18 protein-coding genes and 1 tRNA gene are annotated in these 25,486 nt (G+C 72.2%); 9 read left to right on the top strand and 10 right to left on the bottom strand.

All coding sequences use genetic code 11. The features are described 5' to 3' along the window. Window positions 1-58: 58 nt before the first annotated feature. From VZF99_RS15840 to VZF99_RS15860, 5 genes are all read left to right on the top strand, one after another. Complete coding sequence (locus VZF99_RS15840) at window positions 59-610, top strand: PadR family transcriptional regulator (protein ID WP_096906350.1); 552 nt, start codon at window positions 59-61, stop codon at window positions 608-610. Next, complete coding sequence (locus tag VZF99_RS15845; RefSeq protein ID WP_067720034.1) at window positions 607-1,695, top strand: inositol-3-phosphate synthase; 1,089 nt, start codon at window positions 607-609, stop codon at window positions 1,693-1,695. Before VZF99_RS15840 ends, VZF99_RS15845 begins: the two co-directional genes overlap by 4 nt. Window positions 1,696-1,716: 21 nt before the next feature. Beyond that, a complete protein-coding gene (locus VZF99_RS15850) occupies window positions 1,717-2,289 on the top strand; it encodes a hypothetical protein (RefSeq protein WP_407335316.1) in 573 nt (190 codons plus the stop codon). Between the two features lie 108 nt (window positions 2,290-2,397). Beyond that, on the top strand, window positions 2,398-3,066 hold the full coding sequence (locus VZF99_RS15855; RefSeq protein ID WP_335672648.1) for a HemK2/MTQ2 family protein methyltransferase: 669 nt from the start codon (window positions 2,398-2,400) through the stop codon (window positions 3,064-3,066). Window positions 3,067-3,100: 34 nt separating this feature from the next. Then, window positions 3,101-3,271 carry a CDGSH iron-sulfur domain-containing protein gene (locus tag VZF99_RS15860; protein WP_067720218.1) on the top strand — a complete coding sequence of 57 codons (171 nt, stop codon included), beginning with the start codon at window positions 3,101-3,103 and terminating at the stop codon, window positions 3,269-3,271. Window positions 3,272-3,426: 155 nt separating this feature from the next. Here the strand turns inward: VZF99_RS15860 and VZF99_RS15865 are convergent, their stop codons facing one another. Further along, window positions 3,427-4,443: an iron-containing redox enzyme family protein gene (locus VZF99_RS15865; RefSeq protein ID WP_407335317.1), complete on the bottom strand. Its 1,017-nt coding sequence runs from the start codon at window positions 4,441-4,443 to the stop codon at window positions 3,427-3,429. Between the two features lie 9 nt (window positions 4,444-4,452). Continuing rightward, a complete protein-coding gene (locus tag VZF99_RS15870; protein ID WP_407335318.1) occupies window positions 4,453-5,733 on the bottom strand; it encodes a hypothetical protein in 1,281 nt (426 codons plus the stop codon). 141 nt (window positions 5,734-5,874) lie between these two features. Between VZF99_RS15870 and fdh the strand changes: the two genes are divergently transcribed. The 3 genes from fdh to nrfD are packed head-to-tail and all read left to right on the top strand — an operon-like array spanning window position 5,875 to window position 11,252. After that, window positions 5,875-9,189: a formate dehydrogenase gene (gene fdh, locus VZF99_RS15875; protein ID WP_407335319.1), complete on the top strand. Its 3,315-nt coding sequence runs from the start codon at window positions 5,875-5,877 to the stop codon at window positions 9,187-9,189. Between the two features lie 3 nt (window positions 9,190-9,192). Next, the gene (locus VZF99_RS15880) at window positions 9,193-10,161 is read left to right on the top strand and encodes a 4Fe-4S dicluster domain-containing protein (protein ID WP_269503369.1); all 969 of its coding nucleotides are present in this window, start codon (window positions 9,193-9,195) and stop codon (window positions 10,159-10,161) included. Beyond that, on the top strand, window positions 10,161-11,252 hold the full coding sequence (gene nrfD / locus VZF99_RS15885; protein ID WP_407335320.1) for an NrfD/PsrC family molybdoenzyme membrane anchor subunit: 1,092 nt from the start codon (window positions 10,161-10,163) through the stop codon (window positions 11,250-11,252). The genes VZF99_RS15880 and nrfD overlap by 1 nt, the downstream gene beginning before the upstream one ends. Before the next feature lie 71 nt (window positions 11,253-11,323). Here nrfD and selB read toward each other — a convergent pair whose 3' ends face one another. From selB to VZF99_RS15900, 3 genes are all read right to left on the bottom strand, one after another. After that, window positions 11,324-13,087, bottom strand: a complete 1,764-nt coding sequence (gene selB, locus VZF99_RS15890) for a selenocysteine-specific translation elongation factor (RefSeq protein WP_407335321.1) — start codon at window positions 13,085-13,087, stop codon at window positions 11,324-11,326. Further along, complete coding sequence (gene selA, locus VZF99_RS15895; protein WP_407336150.1) at window positions 13,087-14,349, bottom strand: L-seryl-tRNA(Sec) selenium transferase; 1,263 nt, start codon at window positions 14,347-14,349, stop codon at window positions 13,087-13,089. The genes selB and selA overlap by 1 nt, the downstream gene beginning before the upstream one ends. Window positions 14,350-14,468: 119 nt before the next feature. Next, window positions 14,469-14,564: transfer RNA gene (locus tag VZF99_RS15900), tRNA-Sec, on the bottom strand. A gap of 71 nt (window positions 14,565-14,635) precedes the next feature. Here VZF99_RS15900 and selD point away from each other — a divergent pair. After that, window positions 14,636-15,646: a selenide, water dikinase SelD gene (selD, locus tag VZF99_RS15905; RefSeq protein WP_096906360.1), complete on the top strand. Its 1,011-nt coding sequence runs from the start codon at window positions 14,636-14,638 to the stop codon at window positions 15,644-15,646. Between the two features lie 168 nt (window positions 15,647-15,814). Here selD and VZF99_RS15910 read toward each other — a convergent pair whose 3' ends face one another. The 5 genes from VZF99_RS15910 to VZF99_RS15930 form a co-directional block, all read right to left on the bottom strand. Continuing rightward, window positions 15,815-17,002: a M20 family metallopeptidase gene (locus tag VZF99_RS15910; protein WP_317469564.1), complete on the bottom strand. Its 1,188-nt coding sequence runs from the start codon at window positions 17,000-17,002 to the stop codon at window positions 15,815-15,817. Beyond that, complete coding sequence (locus VZF99_RS15915; RefSeq protein WP_154829997.1) at window positions 16,980-18,869, bottom strand: prolyl oligopeptidase family serine peptidase; 1,890 nt, start codon at window positions 18,867-18,869, stop codon at window positions 16,980-16,982. The genes VZF99_RS15910 and VZF99_RS15915 overlap by 23 nt, the downstream gene beginning before the upstream one ends. After that, window positions 18,862-21,468: a glutamate-cysteine ligase family protein gene (locus VZF99_RS15920; RefSeq protein ID WP_407335322.1), complete on the bottom strand. Its 2,607-nt coding sequence runs from the start codon at window positions 21,466-21,468 to the stop codon at window positions 18,862-18,864. The genes VZF99_RS15915 and VZF99_RS15920 overlap by 8 nt, the downstream gene beginning before the upstream one ends. A gap of 67 nt (window positions 21,469-21,535) precedes the next feature. Continuing rightward, complete coding sequence (locus VZF99_RS15925) at window positions 21,536-24,118, bottom strand: glutamate-cysteine ligase family protein (RefSeq protein ID WP_407335323.1); 2,583 nt, start codon at window positions 24,116-24,118, stop codon at window positions 21,536-21,538. Window positions 24,119-24,191: 73 nt separating this feature from the next. Further along, window positions 24,192-24,992, bottom strand: coding sequence for a crotonase/enoyl-CoA hydratase family protein (locus VZF99_RS15930; RefSeq protein WP_407335324.1), 801 nt, complete (start codon window positions 24,990-24,992; stop codon window positions 24,192-24,194). Window positions 24,993-25,486 lie beyond the last annotated feature (494 nt).

A 25,486-nucleotide genomic window follows, 5' to 3' on the forward strand; every position in this document is an offset into this window, starting at 1 on the left:
TCGCATGACGCACGGCGCGCGACGCGCACAGGCACGATTCGCGGGAAGGGGAGGTGGAGTGCTCGAACTGGCAATCCTGGGTCTGCTCGACGAGCGGCCGATGCACGGCTACGAGCTGCGCAAGCGACTCTCCGAGATGCTCGGGACGGTCCGGACCGTGTCCTTCGGCTCCCTCTACCCCACTCTGCGCCGCCTCCAGCAGCAGGGCGACATCGTCGAGGACTCCTCGGCCGCCACCGCCACCAGGCCGCCCGCCACCACGCGGCGCGGGCGCAAGACCTACCGCATCACCACCCGCGGCAAGGGGACGTTGGCGGCCCTGCTCGACGAGCCGGTGACGGCGTCGTTCGCCGACGACGGTTTCGGCGTCCACCTCGCGTTCTTCGACCGCACTCCCGGGCCCGCCCGGGTGCGCCTTCTCGAGGGCCGGCGTCGGGTGCTGGAGGAGCGTCGCGAGAGCCAACGCGACGCCGCCACCCGCGCCGGACCCACCGAACTGCGCTACGCCCGGCAACTCACGTTGCTCGGGCTGGAGACCAGCGAGCGCGAGCTGCGCTGGATCAATGAACTCATCCGGACAGAGAACCCATCACAAGGAGATCCCCAATGACCGACAAGAAGGTGCGCGTCGCGATCGTCGGCGTCGGCAACTGCGCGTCCTCGCTCGTGCAGGGCGTCGAGTTCTACGCCGGCGCCGCGATCGACCAGACGGTTCCCGGACTCATGCACGTCAAGTTCGGCGACTACCACGTGGGCGACGTCGAGTTCGTCGCCGCGTTCGACGTGGACGGCAAGAAGGTCGGCATGGACCTCGCCGAGGCGATCAACGCCTCCGAGAACAACACCCTGAAGCTCTGCGACGTGCCGCCGACCGGCGTCACCGTGCAGCGCGGACCCACCCTCGACGGCCTGGGCAAGTACTACCGCGAGACCATCGAGGAGTCCGCCGCCGAGCCCGTCGACATCGTGCAGGCCCTGCGTGACGCCGAGGTCGACGTCGTGGTCAGCTACCTGCCCGTCGGTTCGGAAGAGGCCGACAAGTTCTACGCGCAGTGCTGCATCGACGCGGGCGTCGCGTTCGTCAACGCCCTGCCCGTGTTCATCGCCTCCGACCCGGAGTGGGCCGAGAAGTTCCGCAGCGCCGGCGTCCCGATCGTCGGCGACGACATCAAGAGCCAGGTCGGTGCCACCATCACCCACCGCGTCATGGCCAAGCTCTTCGAGGACCGCGGCGTTGCGCTGGACCGCACGTACCAGCTCAACGTCGGCGGCAACATGGACTTCAAGAACATGCTCGAACGTGACCGCCTGGAGTCCAAGAAGGTCTCCAAGACCCAGGCCGTGACCTCCAACCTGGAGGGGTCGCTGAAGGACAAGATCCACGACCGCAACGTCCACATCGGCCCCTCCGACTACGTGGAGTGGCTCGACGACCGCAAGTGGGCGTACGTTCGTCTCGAGGGACGCGCGTTCGGTGACGCGCCGATCAACCTCGAGTACAAGCTTGAGGTGTGGGACTCCCCCAACTCGGCGGGCATCATCATCGACGCCGTCCGCGCGGCCAAGATCGCCAAGGACCGCGGCATCGGGGGACCGATCCTGCCCGCCTCGGCGTACCTGATGAAGTCGCCGCCGGAGCAGATGGCGGACGACAAGGCCCGCGCCGAGCTCGAGGCCTTCATCATCGGGGCCTGACCAGCGCAGCAGAAGGATCGTATGAACACAGCGACGAACCACCCGCACACCACCCCGGGGCGTCGTCGTGTCCCGGCCGTCATCGCACTCGCGATGGCGGCCGGTGTCGCACTCTCGGCCTGTTCCGCCGACACCGCGGACGACTCCGCCACCTCGCCGACGACGCGGCCCGACACCTCGTCGTCGTCGTCATCCTCGACTCCCGCCCCCACCACCACGGCCCCCGACACCGCGCAGCCCGTCTCCGTGCCCCCCGCGCCGGCACCGCCGGTCTCCCCCGCCCCCGCGCCCCGACTGCCCGCCAACGTCGTCGGCACCGGTGGGCCCTGCCAGATGCTCGGCGAGGTCGCCCAGGCCGAGGACGGTTCCGCCCTGTTTGGCACCGAGGACCCCGGGGGCGCCGGCCCCCTGTGGCTGCCGCAGGGCGGCACGGGTGGGACCGGCGGGGCCGCGGTCGCGGACGCCACCGGACAGGCGCGACCCGGCGGACCGTGCGCCCAGGAGGGCCTCGCGGTCACCTCCGCCGACGGCGACGTGCTCACCTGCCGTCTCACCGGCGGCGGCGACGTCCCCGGCGGCCTCTACTGGCAGTAGGCCCCCCGGGGCGCCGGCCGGGCCCGATGGGACCGCATCCGGTTGCAGGTGGGGCGCTTCGCCGATTGACTGGACAACATCTGTCCCGAAGATCAACCGGAGGCCCCGATGACCCAGACCCGGTTCACCCATATCGAGGTCGACGACGGTGTCTACGCGCCCCAGGACGACTCCTGGCTCATCTGTGAGGCGCTCGACCGGTGCGATCTGGTCGCCGGGCGGCGGGTCCTCGACATCTGTACAGGCAGCGGCATCCTCGCCATCGAGACCGCGCTCAAGGGCGCACGGGAAGTACTCGCCTACGACATCTCCCCCGCCGCCGTCGCGTGCGCGTCCCGCAACGCCGACCGGGCCGGAGTGCAGGTGGACGTCCGGCTCGGCACCCTCGACGACGCCCGCCGGGCCGGCCCCTACGACGTGGTGGTCTCCAACCCGCCGTACGTCCCGTCCGACGCCCCGCTCGAGGGCACCGGACCCAACCGGGCGTGGGACGCCGGCGCCAACGGCCGCGTGGTGCTGGACCAGCTGTGCGACCTCGCCCCGGACCTGGTCTCGCCCGGCGGGAGCATGATGATCGTGCACTCGGAGTTCTCGGACCCCCCGCAGACCATCCGCAAGCTCGAGCAGTCGGGATTCACCGCGCGGGCCGTCGCCACCCGCGTCGTGGATTTCGGTCCCGTCATGACCTCGTACGCCGAGCGACTCGAGGCCGCCGGCCTGCTCGAGCCCGGTCGCCGCGAGGAGGAGCTGGTGGTGATCCGCGTTGACCGCGTCTGACGCCCGGCGGGTGCGGATCGTGCCCGGGGGACCGATGCTCATCGAGGGCCCGGTCGACATGACGACGCCCGACGGCGAGCGCGTGTGCTCGGACCGCTTCATGGTGGCCGTGTGCACGTGTCGGCGCAGCAAGACCTACCCGTTGTGCGACACGAGCCACCGCCGCAAGGTCCGGGCAACCGACCCGGCCCGCGACGACGACTGAGCGCGGCCCCGGGGCGGCGGCGGACCCCTTCCCGCGAATCCGCTACCCGGAATCGGGATCTGCTACCCCGATGCGCATAGCGGATCCCGATTCGGAGTAGCCGATTTTCCGGGCGGTGGGGCGGGCGGCCCGCCGGGAGAGTGGCCGGGAGAGTGTCAGGACAGGAGCGAGGACTCGCCGCGCTTCCACGCGGCGAGCATCTTCTCCGCGGCCAGGTCGTCGAGATAGTCCAGCGCGCGCATACCGAACACCACGTCGGCGGCCAGTTCCGGCTCGCGGCGCACCAGATCGCCCACGACGTCGTGCCGCATGACCTGCTCGTGGACCGCATCGGCCTCCACGTGCTCGGCGTAGAAGTGCACACACTCCTCGGGGGCGTCCATCCGGCGCAGACCCGCCACCAGCCGCGCGGAGCCCGGCGAGGAGGTGATCTCGATCGCCGCGAAATGCCCGATCGCGGCGCCGCGCAGCGACCGGTGCAGGCCGAACATCGACATGAGGTTCACCGTCGACAGCGTCTCGGCGCTCACCCGGTCGATGTAGCCGAGATACGACGGGTCCAGCTCGGCGGCGCTCATGAGGTCGGCCCACAACTGCTGGTGCACGCGCTCACCCCTCCCGCCGCCGAACTCGTCGAACTCCACCGCGACGAACGAGGCCTTGGCCTGACCCTGCAGACGCGGGATCGCGAACGCGTGCGGGTCACCTTCCTTGAGGTGGTATAGCGAGCGGTGGGCGAAGTACTCGCGGATCTGATCCCACGTGCCCTCGTCCTTGAAGTACCACGACGGGCCGGTGCCGGAAGTGGCCTCGACCGACATCGCGTCCATCTCGGCCACCGGGTCGTCGCCCGGCTCGACCGCGCCACGCAGGTGCTCGAGGAACACCCGCTCGAGGTCCCGACGCATCCGCAGGATCTCCGGGTCCCACTCGAGTTCGGCATCGACGCCATCAAAGCCCCGGTAGTGCAGCTCGTACAACGTGTAGAGCGTCAGCTGCAGGTCGCGGCCCAACGGCTCGACCTCGGCCGGGACCGCCGGAAGCCGGTCCGTGCGCCCGGTCGACAGGGCGTCGATCGCCGCATCCGACAGCGGCCCGCACGCGTGGGGCAGCGGAGGCGCGGTCGACGTGGCGTCGTTCACCGGGGCGAGGTCGGCGGGTGCGGCGGTCATGCCCCTTGTCTACCCTCTCGACCGGTCATCCTCCACCTGCCGGGAGGACCCGGAGTCACCGTCTGCGATGACGCCCCCGCGGTGCGAGGCCCTGTCGTCGTCGACCTCTCCGCTACTGTCATCGCCGGCGGCCGTGTCGACGCCGGGGTGGTCGCTGCGGCTCTGCTCGCCGCGGCCGCGGGCGTCGTCGTTGTCGTCGTGCTCGCGCTCGATCCGCTGCTGCTCCTGCTGCTCGTCGGGGTCGCCCTCACGGCTCTGGTAGCTGTCGAACATCTTGCGGCGCTCGTGCCACCGCAGGCTGTAGGTGGACTCGCGCACCACGTTCTCGTCGTCGAAGTTCGATCCCAGGGCGCCGGCGAAGGCACCCAGGCAGCTGGACAGCCACGCCAGGTGGACGTAGTCGAGCAGGACCGTGGGGCGACCGAGCTGCGTCCCCAGGTAGTCAGCGTCCATCACTGTGAGCGCCAGGACGAACATCGCCGCCAGGAGGGCGACGAACATGATGCCCACGCCGACCCCCACGGTCAGCACCGTGGCCGCGTTGTCCATTCGGCGGTTGCCCGGGGTGAACTCGTCGTCCCGCCGGGTCCAGAGCCCGTTGCGCAGGATGAGCCACGCGACCAGCGTGAGAACCCCCACCACGCTGATGAGCAGCAATCTGAGCGCGTGCAGCTCAACCGACAGCGCGGCGATGCTGCCGTAGAAGATGCCGAAGGCGCCCGTGCCCGCGCCGGCGGCCACGACGCCGGACAGGGCCGTCACCATCCGGCTGGGCCGGTTGTTGTGCACCATGCCCGCGAGCAGGCGGGCCTTGTTGACGAGCCCACGCCGGTGCGCCGGGGGCAGGTCGTCGGTGCCGGGCACACCCATTCCGTCGCGGTGGGTCCCCGAACGCACCAGCCGGAGCGCCAGCTCGCGGACCTTCGACCGCACGCGGAACACACCCAGCACCGGCACGCACACCAGGGCGGCCGCGGTCGAGCGGCTGACGTCGTACAACACCGGCACACCGTCGGGGTGGGTCGCCAGGTCCGTCAGATAGATCACGAAGTCCCACCCGTGCTGCTGCAGCAAGCGGGGGGCGTGATCGGTGAGCCGGATCTCTCCCTCCGGCCCCAGCGGGAGGGTCTCCTGGTCGACCTCCACCCGCCAGCGTCCACCGAGTTCACGGCCGAGGTCCTCGGCGAGATCGTCGGCTATCGCCACCGCGACCCGGCGGGGCACTCCGGGGTCGGCCATGAGCCCGACGGTCGCGAACGCTCCGGAATCGGCCTGAGTCTGCTCGTCCATGCCACCATGATGCGCGTCGGCGGCGTTCCGGGGGAGGGTCGGTCACCGCCCGCCCGCGACCGGGCGGGTCCGACGGTGATTCGGTTGCGGGGCCCGGGGGGCTCGCGTTATATGGGCCCGTACGCAAGTACGGGAGGTGGCATGTCGGAGACGGAGAACCAGCAGTCCGGGCCGGATCGGCCCCGGGGGTCCGGGCCCGAGCTGGCGAGGTACGGTTCGCCGCTCAACTGGCCAGTCTTGCGCCAGCTGGCCGGGTCCGACCTGCTCGGCCGCGGCAGTGCCACCCGTTCGCGCCGCTCGCTGGAGATCACCCCTCGGACGAAGACGGCCGACAAGGTGGTCAAGAGCGTCTGCCCGTTCTGCGCGGTCGGGTGCGGCCAAGACGTCTACGTCTCCGACGGCGAGGTCGTCCAGATCGAGGGGGATGACGACAGCCCCATCTCGCGCGGTCGCCTGTGCCCCAAGGGATCCGCGAGCAAGCAGCTCGTGACCAACCCCGGGCGCATCACCACGGTCCTCCACCGCAAGCCGTACGCCACAGAGTGGGAGGAACTGGACCTCGAGACGGCGATGGACATGGTCGCCGAGCGCGTGCTGGAGTCGCGGAAGGAGTTCTGGGAGGAGACGGACTCGAACGGTGACACCGTCCGGCGCACCCGGGGTCTCGCGAGCCTGGGCGGGGCGACGCTGGACAACGAGGAAAACTACCTCATGAAGAAGCTCTACACGGCGCTCGGCGCCATCGAGGTGGAGAACCAGGCGCGCATTTGACACTCCTCCACCGTTCCCGGTCTGGGAACCTCATTCGGGCGTGGTGGTGCCACGAACTACCAGCAGGACCTCGCGAACGCCGACTGCATCGTCATCCAGGGTTCCAACATGGCCGAGGCGCACCCGGTGGGGTTCCAGTGGGTCATGGAGGCCAAGCGCCGTGGCGCCACGATCATCCACGTCGACCCCCGGTTCACGCGCACCAGTGCGCTCGCTGACCAGCACGTACCCATCCGTGCGGGGTCGGATATCGCGTTCCTCGGCGGGCTGATCAACCACGTCCTCACCAACGACGCCTGGTTCTCGGAGTACGTGCTGGCCTACACCAACGCGTCGACGATCATCGGCGAGGACTTCGAGGACACCGAGGACCTCGCGGGCCTGTTCTCCGGCTTCGACGCCGATGACCGGACCTACGACCTGGAGTCCTGGCAGTACGCGGGCGCCCGGAACGACATGCCCGACGAGGGCCGCGACGACGACGACGCCGAGGAGGAACCCTCCGAGACCCCCGGCGCCGCAGGCGCCCGCGCGTCCGCCACGACCCGGGCGCCGGAGCGTGACGAGACCCTGCAGGACCCGCGGTGCGTGTTCCAGATCCTCAAGCGCCACTTCAGCCGCTACACCCCGGAGATGGTGGAGCGGACCTGCGGCGTCGCCGTCGACGACTTCCTCCGTGTCGCCCGTGCGCTGACCGAGAACTCGGGACGGGAACGCACCACCGCGTTCTGTTACGCCGTCGGCTGGACCCAGCACACCGTGGGAGTGCAGTACATTCGCACGGCCGCGATCCTCCAGCTGTTGCTCGGCAACATCGGGCGCCCCGGCGGCGGCATCATGGCGCTGCGCGGCCACGCCAGCATCCAGGGCTCCACCGACATCCCGACGCTGTACGACCTCATGCCCGGGTACCTACCCACGCCGAACGCCGGCGAGCAGCCGGACCTCGACAGTTACATCGGCACCGACGACGTGGCGCAGGGTTTCTGGGGCCACATGCGCTCGTACACCGTCAGCCTGCTCAAGGCCTGGTGGGGCGACGCCGCCACCGCGGACAACGACTTCGCCTACGACTACCTGCCCAAGCTCACGGGCAAGCATGACTCGACCGTCACGGTGCAGCGGCAGATCAACGAAGGCGGCGGCGGGTACTTCCTCGTCGGCGAGAACCCCGCCGTGGGCACCGCCAACGGGCGGATGCAGCGCGCCGGGCTGGCCAACCTCGACTGGCTGGTCGTCCGCGACCTCGTGATGATCGAGAGCGCCGACTTCTGGCGCAGGGGCCCGGAGATCGAGACCGGCGAGATGCGCCCGGAGGACATCGGCACCGAGGTCTTCTTCTTCCCGGCCGCCAACCACGTGGAGAAGAAGGGCACGTTCACCAACACGCAGCGGTTGCTGCAGTGGCGACACCAGGCCGTCGAGCCACCGGGGGACGCGCGCAGTGAACTGTGGTTCTACTACCACCTCGGACGCCGTCTGAAGGAGAAGCTGGCCGACTCCACCGACCCCCGAGACCGGCCGCTACTGGATTTGACCTGGGACTACCCGATGGAGCCGGGCTCGGACGACGAACCCGACGCCGAGGCCGTGCTGGCCGAGATCAACGGCCGCGGCGAGGACGGCGAACCCCTGTCGACGTTCACCCAGCTCAAGCCGGACGGCTCGACCTCGTGCGGGTGTTGGATCTACTGCGGCGTCTACGCCGACGGCGTCAACCAGGCCGCGCGGCGCAAGTCCCGCCACGAGCAGGGCCCGGTGGCCCCGGAGTGGGGTTGGGCCTGGCCGGCGAACCGTCGCATCCTCTACAACCGTGCCTCCGCCGACCCGGAGGGGCGGCCCTGGAGCGAACGCAAGGCACTCATCAGCTGGGATCCGGACGCCGCCGACGGCGCCGGCCGATGGGTGGGCGAGGACGTGCCCGACTTCGAGGCCGACAAGGCGCCCGATTACACCCCGCCCGAGGGGGCGGTGGCGCAGGACGCCATCGGTGGGGCGCAGCCGTTCATCATGCAGGACGACGGCCGCGGGTGGCTCTATGCGCCGCGCGGACTGGCCGACGGTCCGCTGCCGGCGCACTACGAGCCGCCGGAGTCGCCCGTGGCGAACCCGATCTACCCGGGTCACGACGCCAATCCCGCCCGCGCGATACGCCCCGGTCGGTACAACGAGACCCAGCCGGGCCACGGGGAGCCGGGCAGCGAGGTGTTCCCGTTCGTGTTCACCACCTACCGCCTGACCGAGCACCACACGGCGGGCGCGATGAGTCGGACGTTGCCCTACCTGTCGGAACTGCAGCCGGAGTTCTTCTGCGAGATCAGCCCCGAGCTGGCGCGGGAGCGGGGCCTGGTCAACGGGGGCTGGGCGACGATCGTCACCTCCCGCTCCGCGATCGAGGCGCGGGTCCTCGTGACCAGGCGGATGACGCCGCTACTCATCGACGGTCGCACCCTGCACCAGATCGGGCTGCCCTATCACTGGGGCGGCAACGGCGTGAGCATCGGCGACCCGGCGAACGACCTGCTCGCCCAGTCCCTCGATCCCAACGTGTCCATTCCCGCGACCAAGGCCACGAGCTGTGACATCGTCGCGGGACGACGGCCGCGTGGACCGGCGCTGCTGGAGTTCGTCGAGGGCTACCGCCGGCGCGCGGGAGTCATCACCGAACCGGGAACGGAGAGCTGAATCATGTCCGCCTTCCTGTCCGATCTCGGGCGGTCCTTCTTCGGGGACATCGATCCCGCCGAGGACAACGGCTACGCCGACCCGCCGCCGCGCAAGGGCTTCTTCACCGACACCAGCGTGTGCATCGGCTGCAAGGCCTGCGAGGTGGCGTGCAAGGAGTGGAACCTCATCCCCTCCGACGGCCTCGAGCTCACCGGCATGTCCTACGACAACACCCAGGCGCTGGGCGCGTCGACGTGGCGGCACGTCGCGTTCATCGAGCAGGAGGTGCCGGCCCGGTCCGGTGCGCACGCCGCGCCGGCCCCCGCGGCGCCCGCGCCCGTCGACCTCGGGATACCGGCGTCGACCCTGCCGGGCGACTCCCCCGACGCCGGGGAGTCCACCGACTTCCGGTGGCTCATGGAGTCGGACGTGTGCAAGCACTGCACGCACGCCGCCTGCGTGGACGTCTGCCCGACGGGGGCGCTCATGCACACCGAGTTCGGCACCGTCGTGGTGCAGAGCGACATCTGCAACGGCTGCGGGTACTGCGTGAGCGCGTGCCCGTACGGTGTGATCGAGCGCCGCTCGGGCCCTGCGGGCGACCCCGCCGTGGGCATCGCCCAGAAGTGCACGCTCTGCTACGACCGGCTCACCGAGGGCCAGACCCCCGCCTGTGCCAAGGCGTGCCCCACGGAGTCGATCCAGTTCGGTGACCTCGACGAACTCCGCGAGCGCGCTGCCGGCCGCCTGGACCAGCTGGTCGAGGCGGGCGAGCCGAACGCCCAGCTCTACGGGCACGACTCGAACAACGGAGTCGGCGGCACGGGCGCGTTCTTCCTCCTGCTCGACGACCCGGAGGTGTACGGACTGCCGCCGGATCCGGTGGTGACGACCCGGTTCGTGGGGAAGATGTGGCAGCAGGCCGCTCTGGCCGCGGTGACGCTGCTCGGCGGCGCGGTGGCCGCCTTCGCCGTGGGAGGCGGGGCCTGATGAGCGACGGCAACGGGGCCGACCACAACCGGGCCGACCACAACCGGGCCGACGACGACGAGGTGGGCATCCCCGGAGGACCGGGGCAGCAGACCCGGACCCGCCGAAAGGGCAAGGGGGGCCGCGAGCAGCTCGTGGTGCCCCCCGCGGAATTCCGCTCGTACTACGGCACTCCGATCGTCAAGGCCCCGCCGTGGGAGTACGACATCGCGGCCTACCTCTTCCTCGGCGGCCTGGCCGGTGGCTCCTCACTGCTCGCCGCCGGGGCCGACCTGGCGGGCCTGCCGAGCCAGCGCCGCTCCGCGCGGATCGTCGCTCTCGGCGGAATCACCGGCAGCCTGTACTACCTGGTCCGCGACCTGGGGCGCCCGGAGCGGTTCCACCACATGCTGCGGGTGCTCAAGCTGACCTCCCCGATGAGCGTGGGCACCTGGCTCCTGTCGGCGTACGGCCCGTTCGTGGGTCTGGCCCTGGGGCAGGAGGTCGTCCCGCTACTGCCCGCCCGCCTCGCGCGTCGCCTGCCCACCGACCTCATCACCCGCGCGTCGCGACCGGCCGGGATCGTCGCCGCCCTCGTGGCACCGGCGGTCGCGTCGTACACGGCGGTGCTGCTCACTGACACGTCTCTCCCGAGCTGGAGTGCGGCGCGCCGGGAGCTGCCGTTCGTCTTCGTCGGCAGCGCCGCGGCCGCGTCCGGCGGGGTGGGGCTGATGCTCAACCCGCTCCACGAGACGGGCCCCGCCCGACGGCTGGCCGTGGGCGGCGCGACGCTCGAGCTCGCCGCCGACCGGATCATGCAGCAGTCGATGGGCATCACCGCCGAACCGCTCCACGAGGGCCGGGCCGGGGCATACCACCGCGCCGCCCAGATCCTCACCACCGCCGGCGCGGTGGGCGCCGTGCTCGGGCGACGCAACCGGGCGCTGTCCGCGGTCGCCGGCCTCGCGCTGGCGGCGGGGTCGGCGTGCACCCGGTGGGCGGTGTTCCACGCCGGGATGGCGTCGACGAAGGACCCGAAGTACGTGGTCATCCCCCAGCGCGAGCGGCGTGACGCCCGCGGTGGCGGGGAGGCCTACGCGGGCGAGCGGTAACCGGACCTACCCGCGGGCTCGTCCGGCCGGCGGGGTCCGGGGCGGCCCGGCGCGGCAACCGACACGTCGGGTCAGACAATGGCGTGACCGTCGTCGCCCTCGCGGCGGGTGAGACCGCGTTCGGCGAGCACCTCGAGCAGCGGCATCACCACACGCCTCGAGGTGTCGAGGTGGGTGCGCGCGCCGCTCGGGGTGAACGGCTGCGGTAGTTCACGGAGCCGCCGTACCGCCTCCCCGATCACGCCCGGGCCCAGCCACACCCCGGGTCCGACGCCGGTGAGGAGCCCGGCCCGTTCGCAGGCGGCGAGCTCACGCGGTCCGAGGCCCAGCCCGGCCAACTCCCCGGCTGTCGGGGCGTCGAACGGCCCGACCCGGAACCGCTCGGCCAGGGTGTCCGTTGCCGCTCGGACCACCTGGGGCAGACCAGGTCCGTCCCCGGCGACCACCCGGCCCCCCTCCACCCGCAGCGAGGCCGCGGCCGGATCATCGAGGACGGCCATGAGCAGGGATGCGTCGGGCAGCCCGAGCGCGCGGCGGGCGGCCTCGGTGGGCAGGCCCGGATCGAGCGGATCGGCGCGGTCGTGCTCGCGCACGGCCTCGACGAGGGTTTCGGCGAGGACGGCGACGCGCCCGGGGTCGATCAGCCACCCGCGGTGGGACTGGTCGCGGACCGGGATGGCGATCCCCCAGGCGCGCAGGTCGTCGACGTGGGCCACGCCGCGCCGGCGCAGTTCCGAGGCCAGGTCCGGACCCTCCGGGGTCGCCGCCAGCTCCTCGGCCCGGCGGCGGGCCGCACCGCGGCGACGCAGCGCCGGCGGGGCGGGATCCAGCACGACGGCGCCCGCCGGGATGCGGTCGGCTCCCGGTTCGCGCAGGATGAGCCGGTCCCCCACCCGCAACGGCAGCGGGTCGGCGAGCGCGAGGCGGGCATGACCCTCGTCGAGGGGCCGCACGCGAGCGGCTGTCGAGGCGGATCCGATGTGCACCATCACCTGCTCCGGCAGCGCGTCCGTCCGCCCGTCGACGCGCACGTCGAGGGTCCCGACCGAGCGCCACCGTCGCGGGGTGACCAGAGTGCTACCCCGCGGGATCTCGTCCGCGGCGACCCCGCGCAGATTCACGGCGACCCGCGCCACCGCCGCCACCTCGTCGCGCCGGTGCCCGAGCGACTGCAGACCACGGACGGTGACCTGGGGACCGCCCGGGCCCAGTTCCAGCGTGTCACCCGCCCGTATGGTGCCCGCGGGAAGCGTGCCGGTGACGACGGTGCCGGCTCCGCCGATGCTGAACGACCGGTCCACCCACAGCCGCACGTCGGCGCCGCGATCGGCCTCCGGCAGCAGCGTGCCCAGCCGGGCGAGCTCCCCGCGCAGCGCGTCCATCCCGGCGCCGGTGACGGCCGAGACGCACACCGCCGGTATGTCCGCCAGGGGTGTCCCGGCCATCGCGTCACGGGCCTCCGCCAGCGCGAGGTCCGGGTCCAACAGGTCGCTGCGCGTGATGACGAGGACGCCGTGCCCGACGCGCAGCGCGGTGAGAGCGTCGAGGTGTTCGGCGGACTGCGGCATCCACCCGTCGTCGGCGGCCACGACGAACATCACCGCGGGCACCGGCCCGACCCCGGCCAGCATGGTGGGGACGAACCGCCGGTGGCCGGGCACGTCGACGAACGCGACCGTGCGGCCGTCGTCGAGGGTGGTCGAGGCGTACCCCAGACCGATGGTCAGGCCGCGGCGGCGTTCCTCGTCCCACCGGTCGGGCTCCTCGCCGGTGAGCGCGCGGACGAGCGTCGACTTCCCGTGATCGACGTGGCCGGCGGTGGCGACGACGAACATCAGGCGGGCGCCTCCGCCCGGAGCACGAGCCGCGCCAGCTCGTCGTCGTCCCCCGGCGGCACTGCACGCAGATCCAGGAGGCACCGGCCGTCGGTCACGCGCCCCAGGACGGCGGGGCGTCCCGCGCGCAACGTCTCGGCACAGCGCTCCGGCAGGGACACCGCGGCGCTCGAAAGGTCGACACCGGGCGCGCCCCCACCGCCGACGGCGGCGACGGACCGGACGGCCTCCGCATCCAGCCCCGCCGCGCGCAGTCGTGCGGCGATCCGCTCGGCCCGCTCCCACAGTTCGGCGGGGTCGGCCTCGAGACCGGCGACGACGGGCGGACGCGGACCGCGCAGCGTCGCCTCGAGAGCGGCCAGCGTGAGCTTGTCGACGCGCAGCGCGCGGGCGAGCGGATGGCGGCGCAGGCGCTGCACGAGGGCGGCGTCGCCGGCCATGATCCCGGCCTGCGGGCCCCCGAGGAGCTTGTCGCCGCTGGACGTCACGAGGTCGACGCCCGCCGCCAGCGTCGTGGTCATGTCCGGTTCATCCGGAAGCGTGGGGTGGGGCGCGAGCAGCCCCGAGCCGATGTCCACCACCAGCGGCACCCCGAGGTCCCGCAGCTCGGCGGGCGGGACGGACGAGGTGAAGCCGCTCACCACGAAGTTGGAGGGGTGGACCTTGAGGACGAAGGCCGTGGTGTCGTCGATCGCACGCGAGTAGTCCTCGGCGTTGACCCGGTTGGTCGTGCCGACCTCCCGCAACCGGGTCCCCGTGGATTCCAGGAGCTCCGGCAGGCGGAACCCGTCGCCGATCTCCACCATCTCACCGCGCGCGATGACGATCGTCCGCCCCGGCCCGCCCAGCGCGGTCGCGGCGAGGGCCAGGGCGGCCGCGCCGTTGTTCACCACGTGGACGTCGCCCGCCGTGGGCACGGCGGCCCGCAGGGCGTCGAGGGCGCCGCGACCCCGCCTGCCCCGGCGACCCGTCGCCAGGTCCAGCTCCACGTCATTGGTGCCCGCGGCCTCGGCGAGCGCGCGTACCGCGGCGTCCGACAGCGGCGCCCGACCGAGGTTGGTGTGCAGCAGGACGCCACTGGCGTTGAGGACGGGCGTCAGTGTCACAGGCGCGCCGGGCAGCGCGTCGAGCACCGCGTCGACGATCTCGTCGGCCCGGAGCACTCCCGCGCGGGCGCGCTCCTGCGCGCCCCGGATCTCGCCCTTGACCAGCTCGCGGCCCAGCCCGTCGACCGCCCCGGTGAGGCGCGGATCGCGGAGCAGGACGTCGGTGGACGGGATGAGGCGACGCGGATCGGGCGACGACGGCCCCGACCCCTTCCGCGGCTGCTCGGTGATCGTCCGTTCCCCTTTTCGGATCGGTGCCGGTGACGGTGAGGTTGTGGCGGAGGCGGACGGGAATCGAACCCGCCTGACCGAGATACTCGGCCACGTCGGTTTTGAAGACCGCGGGGACCACCAGGTGCCCGGACGCCTCCCTGCCCCACGAGACTAGGCGGTGTTCCCCGGCCGCGCCCACCGATCGGCGCCGCCTCGTTAGGGTCGGACCATGACCACCGAACCCATCTCGCCCGCAGCCCGGCTCACCTCGTACGCGCACGGGGGCGGGTGTGCCTGCAAGATCCCGCCCGGCGCTCTGGAGAACGTCGTTGCCGACCTCATCGGGGCCCCGGTCCGCGATCCGGCCGCGGAACTCATCGTGGGCCTCGACGACGGCGACGACGCGGCGGCGGTGCGGATCACCGGTGGCCGGGCCGTCATCAGCACCGCCGACTTCTTCACCCCCGTCGTCGACGACCCGTACGACTGGGGGCGCATCGCCGCGGCCAACGCGCTCTCCGACGTCTACGCGATGGGCGGGACGCCGATCATGGCGATCAACCTGCTGTGCTGGCCGATGGACGTCCTGCCGTACGAGATGGCCGGAGAGGTGCTGCGTGGCGCCCAGGAGGTGGCCGGCGCCGCCGGATGCCACGTGGCCGGCGGGCACAGCGTCGACGACCCCGAGCCCAAGTACGGCATGGCCGTCACCGGGCTGGCGGACCCGGACCGGCTGCTGCGCAATGACGCGGGCCGGGCCGGGATGCCGCTGTCGCTCACCAAGCCGCTGGGGATCGGGATGCTCAACTGTCGGCACAAGAACACCGGGGAGGTGAGCCGCGAGGCGATCGAGACGATGACCACCCTCAACGACGTCGCCTCCCGGGACGCCCTGGCCGCCGGGGTCGAGTGCGCCACGGACGTCACCGGGTTCGGCCTGCTCGGCCACCTGTACAAGATGGCCCGGGCCAGCGGCGTCTCGGCCGTGATCGACCCCGCCGCGGTGCCCTACCTCGAGGGCGCCCGTCAGGCGCTCGCCGACGGATACGTCAGCGGCGGGACGCGCCGCAACCTCGACTGGGTACGTCCGCACCTCGCGGCCGACGTGGACGAGGACGAGCTGCTCCTGCTCGCCGACGCCCAGACCTCCGGCGGGCTGCTCGTGGCCGGGGAGATCCCGGGGGGCACCGTGATCGGCGAACTCGTCCCCGCCGGAGACGCGGCGATCACCGTGCGCTGACGGGGCCGGTTTCCCCGCACCTCGCCGAGCAGAGGGTTTCGCACACCCGCTCTCGGGCGATACCGGCGAAATCCTCTGCTCGGCGGGAGGGTGAGCGCCCAAAGGCGGGAGGGTGAGCGCACGAGGGCGGGAGAGTGAGCGCGCGCGGCCGGGATCCGCCCCGCCAGCTCAGGCGGGGCGGTCGAGGCGGGCGAACGCGTCGAAGATGCGGGCACCGTGGGCCAGCGCCCGCTCGTCCAGCACGAAGCCCGGATGGTGGAGATCCGTCTCCTCGGACTCGCCGTCCCACACCCCCAACCGCAGGTAGACGCCGGGGATCTCCTCGGTGTACCAGGCGAAGTCCTCGCCGCCGCTGGACTGGTCGGCGGTGCCCACCCCGTCGGTTCCGAGCACCGATTGGACGGCCTTCGCCGCGAGGTCGGCGCACTCGTCGTCGTTCACCACGGGCGGCACACCCTGGATGTACTCGACCTCAGTGCGCGCCCCGTACAGGGCACCGATCCGCTCGACCGTCTCGCGGACCAGCGGCTCGACGGTCGCCCACACGTCCCGGTCCGCGCTGCGCAGCGTGCCCCAGATCTCGCCCGAGTCGGGGATGACGTTGGGCGCGGACCCGCCGGCCTTGATCGAGGCCCACGTGAGCACGGTGCCGGACCGCGGGTCGATCCGCCGGTCGATCACGCCCGTGACGCCCGTGACGATCTGGGCGAGGGTGAAGACGGTGTCCTGGGTCTCGTGCGGACGCGCGGTGTGCCCGCCGTCCGAGTGGACGGTGATGCCGATCTTGGCGTTGGACGAGGTGATGGCCCCGCCGGTCACGCCCACCTCGCCGACCGGGCGGTGCGGGTCGCAGTGCAGCGCGAGGATGCGGTCGACGCCCTTGACCACGCCCTCCTCGACGCAGTCCTTGGCACCGCCGGGCATCGTCTCCTCGGCCGGCTGGAAAATCAAGCGCACCGGGCGGGGCGGCGGGTCGGCGACCAGCATCTCGGCGGCGCCCAGCAGCATCGCCGTGTGGCCGTCGTGCCCGCAGGAGTGGCTGACGCCCTCGACCTCGGAGGAGAAGGACTCGCCGGACTCCTCGCTCATGGCCAGCGCGTCGATGTCCGCGCGCAGCGCCACCACGTCGGTCGACGTGGCCCCGTCGGCGGCCGCGACGTCGCACCACAGCCCGGTGCCCACCTCGAACCGCTCGGGCTTGAGCCCCATCGAGCGGAGCTCGCCCTCGATGTACTCGGTCGTCTCCCGCTCCTCGTAGGACAGCTCGGGGTGGGCGTGGATGTGCCGCCGCCACTCGACGAGCCGGCCCTCGAACCCGGTCGGGTCGGGGGTCTCATTCTTCTTGCGTCCGAACATCGAACACCTCCTGGCAGAACTGGACCACCCGGTCGCCGAGACGCTGCCGGTTGGCCAATTTCACGAATTCATGACCTTCGTCCTCGAACAGCAGGACGTCCACCGGTACGCCGCGCCGGCGCAGGAACTCCACGGCCTGATCGGTCTCGCTGAGCGGCACATTGGTGTCGTGCGCGCCGTGGACGAAGAGCATCGGGACGTCCACGTGGTGGTACCGCCGTAGGGGCGAGGCCTCCCGCAGTAGCTCACGTTCCTGGAGCGGGTTGCCGTACTTGGGGTAGGCGGCCGCGGCGATCCACGGCTCGGTGGTGCGGTAGAAGGTCTGCAGGTCGCTCATCCCGCACGCGGCGATTCCGCCTCGCCACCTGCCGGGGTGGCGGACCAGCGTGGCGTTGACCAGGTAGCCGCCGTAGGACCGGCCCGAGACCACCGCCCGGCCTGGATCGGCGATGCCCTCGTCGATCAGGTGCAGCAACGCGTCCTCGACGTCGTCGATGCCGGAGAAGCGACCGTAGCGGTCGTCGGCGTGACTGAAGAAACGACCCGAGCCGGTCGACCCGCGCACGTTGGGCAGGAAGTAGTTCACGCCGATGTCGAGGTAGCGGCGGGCGATGTCGTTGTACCCGGGGCGCGACTGCCCCTCGGGACCCCCGTGGAGGTGGACCACGGTCGGGCCCGGTTCGTCAGCGATGTCGGGACGGTACAGCCAGCCGCTGAGCTGGAGTCCGTCACGGGCGGTGAACTCGACCAACGTCGGCGCGGGGTCGGGTTGCTCGGGCGGCCGCCCGGTCCACCTGCGGTTGTCCACGTCGTACATCACCACGCGCGGCGGCTGGTCGAGGCTCTCGATGGTGAGCGCGAGCAACCGGCCGTCTGCGGTGAGCGTGGGTGAGGTCGCCACGACCTCGGGCAGCGGTGGCCGAACGATCACGCGGGGGCGCTCCGGCCGTAGGTCGAGGACCTCGATCTCCGACAGACCACCGCGCACGTTCCACAGCAGCACCGCGGTCGAGCGGTCCAGGCTCACCTCGACGCGGTCGAGATCGGCGTCGGTGCGGAACGCCACCGGCCAGGACTCGGTGGAGTCCTCGTCCGCCTCGACCGCGAGCAGGCCCATCCGGTCCGCCGAATGGTCGCTGCGGACGACCATCCGCATGGGACGGTCGTCGTCCCCCGCGTCGAGGATGACTCCGGCGTCCGTGGTGGAGCCGGTGTCGACGGGTAGCAGTGGCCACCACCGGCCGTCGGGGACGATGCGCAGCAACTCGCGGTTACCGCGGGCACCCACCCGGAACAGCGCGGCTCCGTCCCACGCGTGGACCAGTGCACCGCCCATCCGTCGATCGACGACGGTGTGCTCCCCGGTCTCGGGGTCCACGAGGCGGCCCTCGGCCAGGCCCTCGGAGTCGAACGCCGTCACCGCGAGCAGGTCGCCGTCCCAGCCGACGATCTGGACGGTGGCGTCGCCCACGGTGTCGACGGGGTAGACGTCGTGATCGTCGGGGTCGGTGGTGACCAGCCAGATCCGTTCGCGCTCGCCGCCGTCCGGGGCGACCTCGCAGGCGAGCCACCTGCCGTTGGGCGAGTAGGCCACGCGGCGCACGGGGCCGTCGACGGGCAGCACGACGTCGCGCTCCGGCCCGGCCCCGTCCAGCCCACCCGGCCCCAGCGGCCGCTGCACGGCGCGCGGGTAGCCGGTGCGCTCGGTGACCACACACGCCAACATCGACCCGTCGGGCGACAGGTTGGGGGACGTGGTGTGGCGGATCTGGGTGGGCCCCCCGGCGGCGTCGTCGGGTGGTCCCGCGACGTCGCGGGACTCGGCCTCCTCGGTGACCTCGACGTCGACCTCGGTGGTGTCAGGCACGGTGAATCCAGGTGTCCTTTCCGCCGCCTCCGCTCGAGGCGTTGACGACCATGGTGCCCGCCGGGGCCACGCGCGTCAGTGCGACAGGCGGGGCCGTGGCGGCGATCTCTCCCCCCTCACCGTGCCGCAACATGACGAACGCCCGCATGTCGACGTGGCGTCGCTGCAGTTCGCGGCCGTCGAACGTCGGCAGGGTGGACAGCGACTGCACCTCCTGCGCGACGAACCGGTCCCCGTGGCGGCGCAGCTCGTCCCGACGCTCGTCGAGCTCCCGGGGCGAGCATTCCGGGCCCACGGTGATGTCGGACCCGCCGTAGCCGTCGATCGGCTTGACGACCAGCTCGCCGAGCCTGTCGAGGACCTGTCGACGCTGGTCAGGGTCGGCGCACAGGTACGTGTCGACCTGGCCGATGAGGGGCTTCTCGCCCAGGTAGAAGTCGATGATCTTGGGGACCATGGCGTAGATCGCCTTGTCGTCGGCGGCACCGTTGCCGGGCGCGTTGACCACGGCGACGCCGTGCTCCGCCATCGCGTTCAGAAGCCCACTGCGCAGCGCGGTGCCATCTGCGCCCGTAGAGGACAGGAGCATCTCCTCGTCCATACGGACGTAGAGCACGTCGATCTTCTGCCGCTCCCCGCCCTCGACCCGCCACAGGGCGGAGTCCTCGCACACCAGGTCCGAGGGCGTCACCAGGGTGCCACCGACCGCCTCCGTGACACTCTTGAGGTCGTACGCCTCGAGTTCGTCCTCGGCGACCACCACGCCGATGGCGGGATCGTCGACGCCCTCGGGCGCGGCCGCCCGCAGGGTGTCGGTCAGCATCGCCAGCGCCTCGCGGGGGTCGTGGACCTCCGACCGCGCACCGAACTCGGGGAAACCCTCGGCGATCCGGTCGCGCAGTGCGACCGCCATCGCCATCCCCCCGGGCATCCGCAGGTTGTCCTCGAGCACGATCCACTCGCCCGGCGCCGTGGAGACCAGGTCCACGCCACACACCGGGGCGTGGAGGACGCCCTCGGGCACCGCGCGTCCGGTGGGACGGAACCCCGGTGCGCGCTGGAGCGCCTCGGCGGGGACCACGCCGGCCCGGCTGATCTCGCCCGCCCCGTAGATGTCGCGCAGGAACATCTCCATCGCGCGCGCCCGCTGCTCGATGCCCGCAGAGATCCGCGCCCATTGGTCAGCCGGGACGATCCGCGGGACGGAGTCCAGCGGGAAGACCTGCGGCTCGTCCTTGCCGTACACCTTGAGCGTGATGCCCATGGAGCGCAGTCTGTCGTCCACCTGCTCCTTGCGCTCGCACAGGACCTCGGGGCCCATGTCGGACACGGCCTTGAGCAGGTCCACGTACTCGGGCCGCGGGTTGCCGTCCTCGGAGATGGCCTCGTCGTGCACCTCCTCGGTGACCGCCTCCCCGAGCGGCGAGTAGGAGGCGAGCATGTGTCGCATCCCGCGGTCGTCGGCGGTGTCCCGGGGGCGGATCCGCTCGACGGTCTCGGCCAGCAGGACGGCGATCACGTCGCTCCGGCGTCCCCGTCGGCGGTGCGCCGCGCGTTGGCGGGTCGCCGAGGTCGCGGAACCGCGGACCCCGTCGAGCAGGTTCAGCACCAGGTCGAGTTCGCCTCCGGCCCGGAGGTGGTCGACGTGGTCGTCGACCAGTCCGGTGAGCACCTCGGTGGCGGGGCGGGGGCGCCCGGTCGCCACGTCCACGAGGTCCCCCTCGAGTCCGGAGCGTGCGGCGCGCCAGAACGCCGCGGCCAGCACGGCGTCGGAGGGTCCGTCCCACCCACCGGATCCGGAGTCCTGACCGGCGTCCCGTTCGGCGAGGACGCGGTCGACCGCCGCGCGGAACAGGGCGGCGACGACGACGAGGGTGTCGATGGTGCTGCAGGAGTCGCAGGCCACGAGTTCGATCCCGTCGCCGTCCCGGGAGGGGCGGACGTCGACCGCGATCCCCTCCCGTCCCGCGACGACGCCGGTGGCGACGATCTCGTCCTCGCAGGCCAGCGCCTCGTCGGCGGTGTCGGCGGCGTAGGCGGGCAGGTGTGCGGGCGACCACTGGCTCTCGAAGTAGCGGGTGGAGGCGTACCCGGAGTCGGTGCCGTCTGCCCAGTAGGGGGAACTCGCCGACAGTGCCAGCAGCACCGGCGCGAGGGCGGCGACCCGTCGGGCCGCGTACTGGGCCTCGTCGGCGTCGGCGGTCTCGACCACCACCCGGAAGCCGGCCGAGGCGCGGGTCTGCGACTCGCGGCCCGGCGCGGGGTGGGGGTCCTGCGGGGCGGGGTCGAACTCCACTCCGGGCGAGGCCAGCGACCCTGCCGCGACCACCCCGGTCCGCAGTCCGTTGGCGGCCTCCGCCAGGCGGGTCCGGTTGCGGCGGAGGCTGTCCCCGAGCTCGCCGAGCCCGGTGTGGGCGCCCGCGTCCGCGACCACGATCGCGCCGTGTTGCTCCGGCCGGACGTGGCCCTCCTGTCCCCGTTGCCCGGTGTCGCCGAGAGCGGCGAGCACGTCCGTTGCCCGCCGAACCGGTCGCCGGGTCCTCGTGTCGACGAGGTGGAGTTCCTCTTCGACTCTGATCCATCGCTGTGCGTCGGTCATCATTCCCACGCTAAGGGAACGCGGGCGCACCCGCACCCGCAGCAGCTCCCCGCGCCCGGCGCGGGGGTCACCGCATGATCCACGTGTCCTTGCCGCCGCCGCCCCGCGAGGAGTTGACGATCATCGATCCCGCCGGCGCGACCCGGGTGAGCCCGGCCGGGACCGCGTGCGCGGTGGTCCTGCCCCCCTCGCGTCGGACGTGGGCGAACGCGCGGAGGTCCACGTGCCGGCGCTGCATCCGGGTCCCGTCGAAGGTCGGCAACGTGGACAGGGGCACGACCTCCTGGGCGATGAACCCCTCCGGCCGGGTGAGCAGGTCCTCCCGGCGGGCGGCCAGCTCCGCCTCCGAGCACTCCGGCCCGATGGTGATCCCGAGTCCGCCGTACCCGTCGATCGGCTTGACCACGAGCTCGCCGAGGCGGTCCAACACGAGGTCCCGCTGCGTCCGGTCGGCACACAGGTAGGTGGGGACCTGCACGAGGATCGGGGTCTCCCCCAGGTAGAAGTCGATCATGGCGGGGACGGAGGCGTAGACGGCCTTGTCGTCGGCCACCCCGTTGCCGAGGGCATTGGCGATGGTCAGGCGACCGGCGCCGAGCGCGTCGAGCAGCCCGTCGCGCAGCGGGATGCCCTCGTCGCCCGGCGAGCTGAGGAGCATGTCCTCATCGATCCGGGCGTACATGACGTCCACCCGGTGCAGGTCGCGGCCCGCGCGATAATGCAGCACCCCGTCCCGGAAGGTGAGCCGGTCGGGTGTGACCAGCGGCAGTCCGGTGCGCTGCGCGATGAGTCGGTGCTCGAACCAGGCCGAGTCGGTCGGCCCGGAGGAGACGACCGCGAGCTGCGGCTCGTCCCCGGCGGCCGGCGGCGCGGCCGCCTCGAGCGTCTCGCGGATCATGCCGAACGCCTCGTCCGGCGCGTGGAGATCGAACCCGCCCGTGAGGTCGCCGAACAGGGAGGTGGTCATCTGTCGCAGGGCGTGGGAGAAGGCGATCCCGGAGGGCACCCGGACGTTGTCCTCCAGCACGAACCACGTGCCGTCGTCCCCGCACACCAGGTCGATCCCGCAGATGTGCGCCCGCGTCCGACCCGGCCGCTGTACGCGTCCCGTGCTGCGGTGACCGGGGGCGCGGTCCAGGGACTCGGGCGTCATGTGCCCCGCGCGCACGAACTCGCGCTGGCCGTAGATGTCGTCGAGGAAGGCGTCCAGGGCGCGGGCGCGCTGCTCGGTGCCGGCGGCCAGCATCCGCCACACTTCGGGCGAGATGATGCGGGGTACGAAGTCCATGGGGAACGCCTGGGGCCGCTCCTGTCCGGTGACCCGGAACGTCACCCCGGCCACCGAGGCCTCCTTCTCCGCCGTCACCTGTCGCGACCGGAGCCGGACGGTGCCCGCCCGGTCCAGGGCCGACATCACGGGAGCGTAGGCCTCGCGGGGGGCGCCCCCCTCCTCGACCGCCTCGTCCCAGCTCGGGTCGGCGTCGAGGCCCTCGATCGGTTCGTAGACGCCGAACAGTCGTGAGTGGGCGTCGGGGACCGCCGACCGGGGACCGCTGATCCCGGCGGTCTCCGCCGCGAGCAGGTCGACCACGTCGTGGGGGTGCCCCCGCCGGCGGAGGGCCTGGCGCTGCCGGAACGCACTGCTGCCGTTGTAGAGCGCGTTGTCGAGCAGGGTGCGCACGGTGTCGAGGTCACCCGACCGGTTCAACTCGCCGGTCAGGGACTCCACCAGATCCGAGACGACGTCGGTGGCGGGCCGGGCCCGGAAGGTGACGGGGTCCACGAGATCACCCTCGAGGCCCGACCGGGCCGCGCGCCACAGGGCCGCCCGGAGCCTCGTCTCGGCGGGGGCCGCCGACCCGGCGCCGTCGGCGACGGCGGTCGCCTCGCGCTCGACGAGGGCCCGGAACAGGGCGGCGGCCAGGACGGTGGCGTCGGCGGAGGGGCAGGCGTCGCCCACCTGCAGTTCCACGGACCGCCGGTCGGCCCCGGGCTGCACGCCGAAGCCGACCATCGACGCATCGACGACCACCCCGCTGGCCACGAGGTCGGCCACCAGCTCGTCGTACTCGGCGGCCGAGCACACGCCCGCCACGGGCGCCGCCGTGGGCCACTGCGAGGCCGCCACCGAGCGGCAACTCGCGTAGCCGGAGTCCGACCCGTCCCGCAGGAAGGGCGAGCTCGCCGTGAGCGCGAGGAACACCGGCAGGTACGGAGCGATCCGGCAGGACACCGCGACCGCCTCGTCTGCGCCATGGGCCTCCACCCGGATCCGGACGCCACAGTAGATCTGATCCCGGGCCAGGTACTCGTAGTCGGCCAGGAGTCGACGAGTCCTCGGCGTCTCGTCGACGAGGGCGGACCCGGGGGGCACGAGCGGGACGGCCCCGGCGGCGACCACCGCCAGCCCGAGCTCGGCCCCCGCCCCGTTGAGCCCCGCCCGCTCCGCGCGGAGGGCCGACCGCAGCTCCGTCGCGGACCCGGCAGGGGCGGTCGCGGCGCGGATGACGCAGTTGCGCAGTTCCTCTCCCGCGCCACCTCCACCCCGCAGGGCCAGCAGCTCCGCCGCCCGGGGCGTCAACTCCCTGCTCGCGGTGTCGAGGACGTGCAGGTCCTCTTCGACGACCATCGACCTCAACACTGCCTCCATAAAGGAAATGTAGGGCCGGGGGGCGGAGTTCACATCCGGTCGGATTGTGGGATGGGTCTCATCGGATCCGGGTTCAGCGCGCCTTCCACACCGGGGCACGCTTCTCCGCGAACGCCCTCGGGCCCTCCGCCGCGTCCTCGGAGGTCATGACGGTGATCATCTCCGTGTCATTGACCTTCCACTGGTCGACCTCCGCCGGACGCCCGCCGTCGGTGATACCGAGCGCGACCCGCTTGGTCCCCTGGACCGCCAGCGGCGCGTTGGCGGCGATGGTCCCGGCGAGCTCGAGCGCGGTGTCGAGCAGCCGGTCGGCCGGGACGACGTGGTTGATCAGGTGCAGGTCGAGCGCCCGCCCGGCGGTGATCGGCTCGCCGGTGAGCATCATCTCCATGGCCACCCGGTGGGGCAGCTGGGCCGGCAGCCGGAACGCGCCACCGGCGGCGGCGATGAGCCCACGCCGCACCTCCGGCAGACCGAACACCGCGTGGTCGGCGGCCACCACGAGGTCGCAGGCCAGGGCGATCTCGCAGCCCCCACCCAGTGCGGTGCCGTTGACCGCGCCGATCACGGGGACCGAGACGTACTGCTGCATCATCCCCGCGAATCCCCACCGCCGGTTCTCGACCGGGAAGATGTCCTCACCCCGGGAGATGGCCTTGAGGTCGGCGCCCGCACAGAACGACCGCTCTCCCGCGCCGGTGATCACCACGACCCGGATCTCGGGATCGGTGTCCGCCTCGTGCAGCGCGTTGCCCAGCAGCGTGCTGACCTCGCCGTTGACGGCGTTGCGGGCCTCCGGGCGGTCGAGGGTGACGAGTAGGACGTGGTCCCGGCGCTCGGTACGGACGGCGGGACGGTTCTCGGTTGACGTCATGGGCCCAGTCTCGCCCGGCTGTGGCCGCCCGGCAGCCCCTCCGCGCTATTCGGCCCTCTCCGCAGGAAGGTTCGTGCGGATGTCCGCGCATCGCACGCTCGAGTGGCACGGCCGACGTCGCTGCGCGTGAACGCATCCTTCCCCTCGGCCGGTCCCGGTGCGGGGCGGGCCCAGGCGCCCGGCCGGTCGGGCACCGTGCCCCGCCGGTCGGGCTCCATGTCGCGGGTCGGGGGCGCCACTCGCGGGTCGCCGACGGTCGCCGCGGGGCCACCGCCGAACTGTCGCCGATTCCGACCCGCGCTGCAGCGCCCCGAGGAGACGGGCCGGTCGAGGGTTGTCATAACCGAAACGAAGGCGAGCGAGAGATGTTTCACGTGAACCCTTCTCGGCGGTGGGTGGATGCCCCGCCCCCGGCGAGGTAGTGTGAGCCACTACAGATATATTTGATTTAGATCATCGGTCTCGGCGCTCCGGTTGGGTGCCCTTCTCTCGTG

Source organism: Dietzia kunjamensis (assembly GCF_045689975.1).
GTDB lineage: Bacteria > Actinomycetota > Actinomycetes > Mycobacteriales > Mycobacteriaceae > Dietzia > Dietzia kunjamensis.

Bases quoted from the DNA above. Each gene is read 5' to 3' on its own strand.
- nrfD (WP_407335320.1), top strand. From the start codon at position 10,161: ATGAGCGACGGCAACGGGGCCGACCACAACCGGGCCGACCACAACCGG.
- VZF99_RS15850 (WP_407335316.1), top strand. From the start codon at position 1,717: ATGAACACAGCGACGAACCACCCGCACACCACCCCGGGGCGTCGTCGT.
- VZF99_RS15920 (WP_407335322.1), bottom strand. From the start codon at position 21,468: ATGACCGACGCACAGCGATGGATCAGAGTCGAAGAGGAACTCCACCTC.
- selB (WP_407335321.1), bottom strand. From the start codon at position 13,087: ATGTTCGTCGTCGCCACCGCCGGCCACGTCGATCACGGGAAGTCGACG.
- VZF99_RS15910 (WP_317469564.1), bottom strand. From the start codon at position 17,002: ATGTTCGGACGCAAGAAGAATGAGACCCCCGACCCGACCGGGTTCGAG.
- VZF99_RS15880 (WP_269503369.1), top strand. From the start codon at position 9,193: ATGTCCGCCTTCCTGTCCGATCTCGGGCGGTCCTTCTTCGGGGACATC.
- VZF99_RS15845 (WP_067720034.1), top strand. From the start codon at position 607: ATGACCGACAAGAAGGTGCGCGTCGCGATCGTCGGCGTCGGCAACTGC.
- VZF99_RS15930 (WP_407335324.1), bottom strand. From the start codon at position 24,992: ATGACGTCAACCGAGAACCGTCCCGCCGTCCGTACCGAGCGCCGGGAC.
- selD (WP_096906360.1), top strand. From the start codon at position 14,636: ATGACCACCGAACCCATCTCGCCCGCAGCCCGGCTCACCTCGTACGCG.
- VZF99_RS15925 (WP_407335323.1), bottom strand. From the start codon at position 24,118: ATGGAGGCAGTGTTGAGGTCGATGGTCGTCGAAGAGGACCTGCACGTC.
- VZF99_RS15855 (WP_335672648.1), top strand. From the start codon at position 2,398: ATGACCCAGACCCGGTTCACCCATATCGAGGTCGACGACGGTGTCTAC.
- VZF99_RS15865 (WP_407335317.1), bottom strand. From the start codon at position 4,443: ATGACCGCCGCACCCGCCGACCTCGCCCCGGTGAACGACGCCACGTCG.
- VZF99_RS15860 (WP_067720218.1), top strand. From the start codon at position 3,101: ATGCTCATCGAGGGCCCGGTCGACATGACGACGCCCGACGGCGAGCGC.
- VZF99_RS15870 (WP_407335318.1), bottom strand. From the start codon at position 5,733: ATGGACGAGCAGACTCAGGCCGATTCCGGAGCGTTCGCGACCGTCGGG.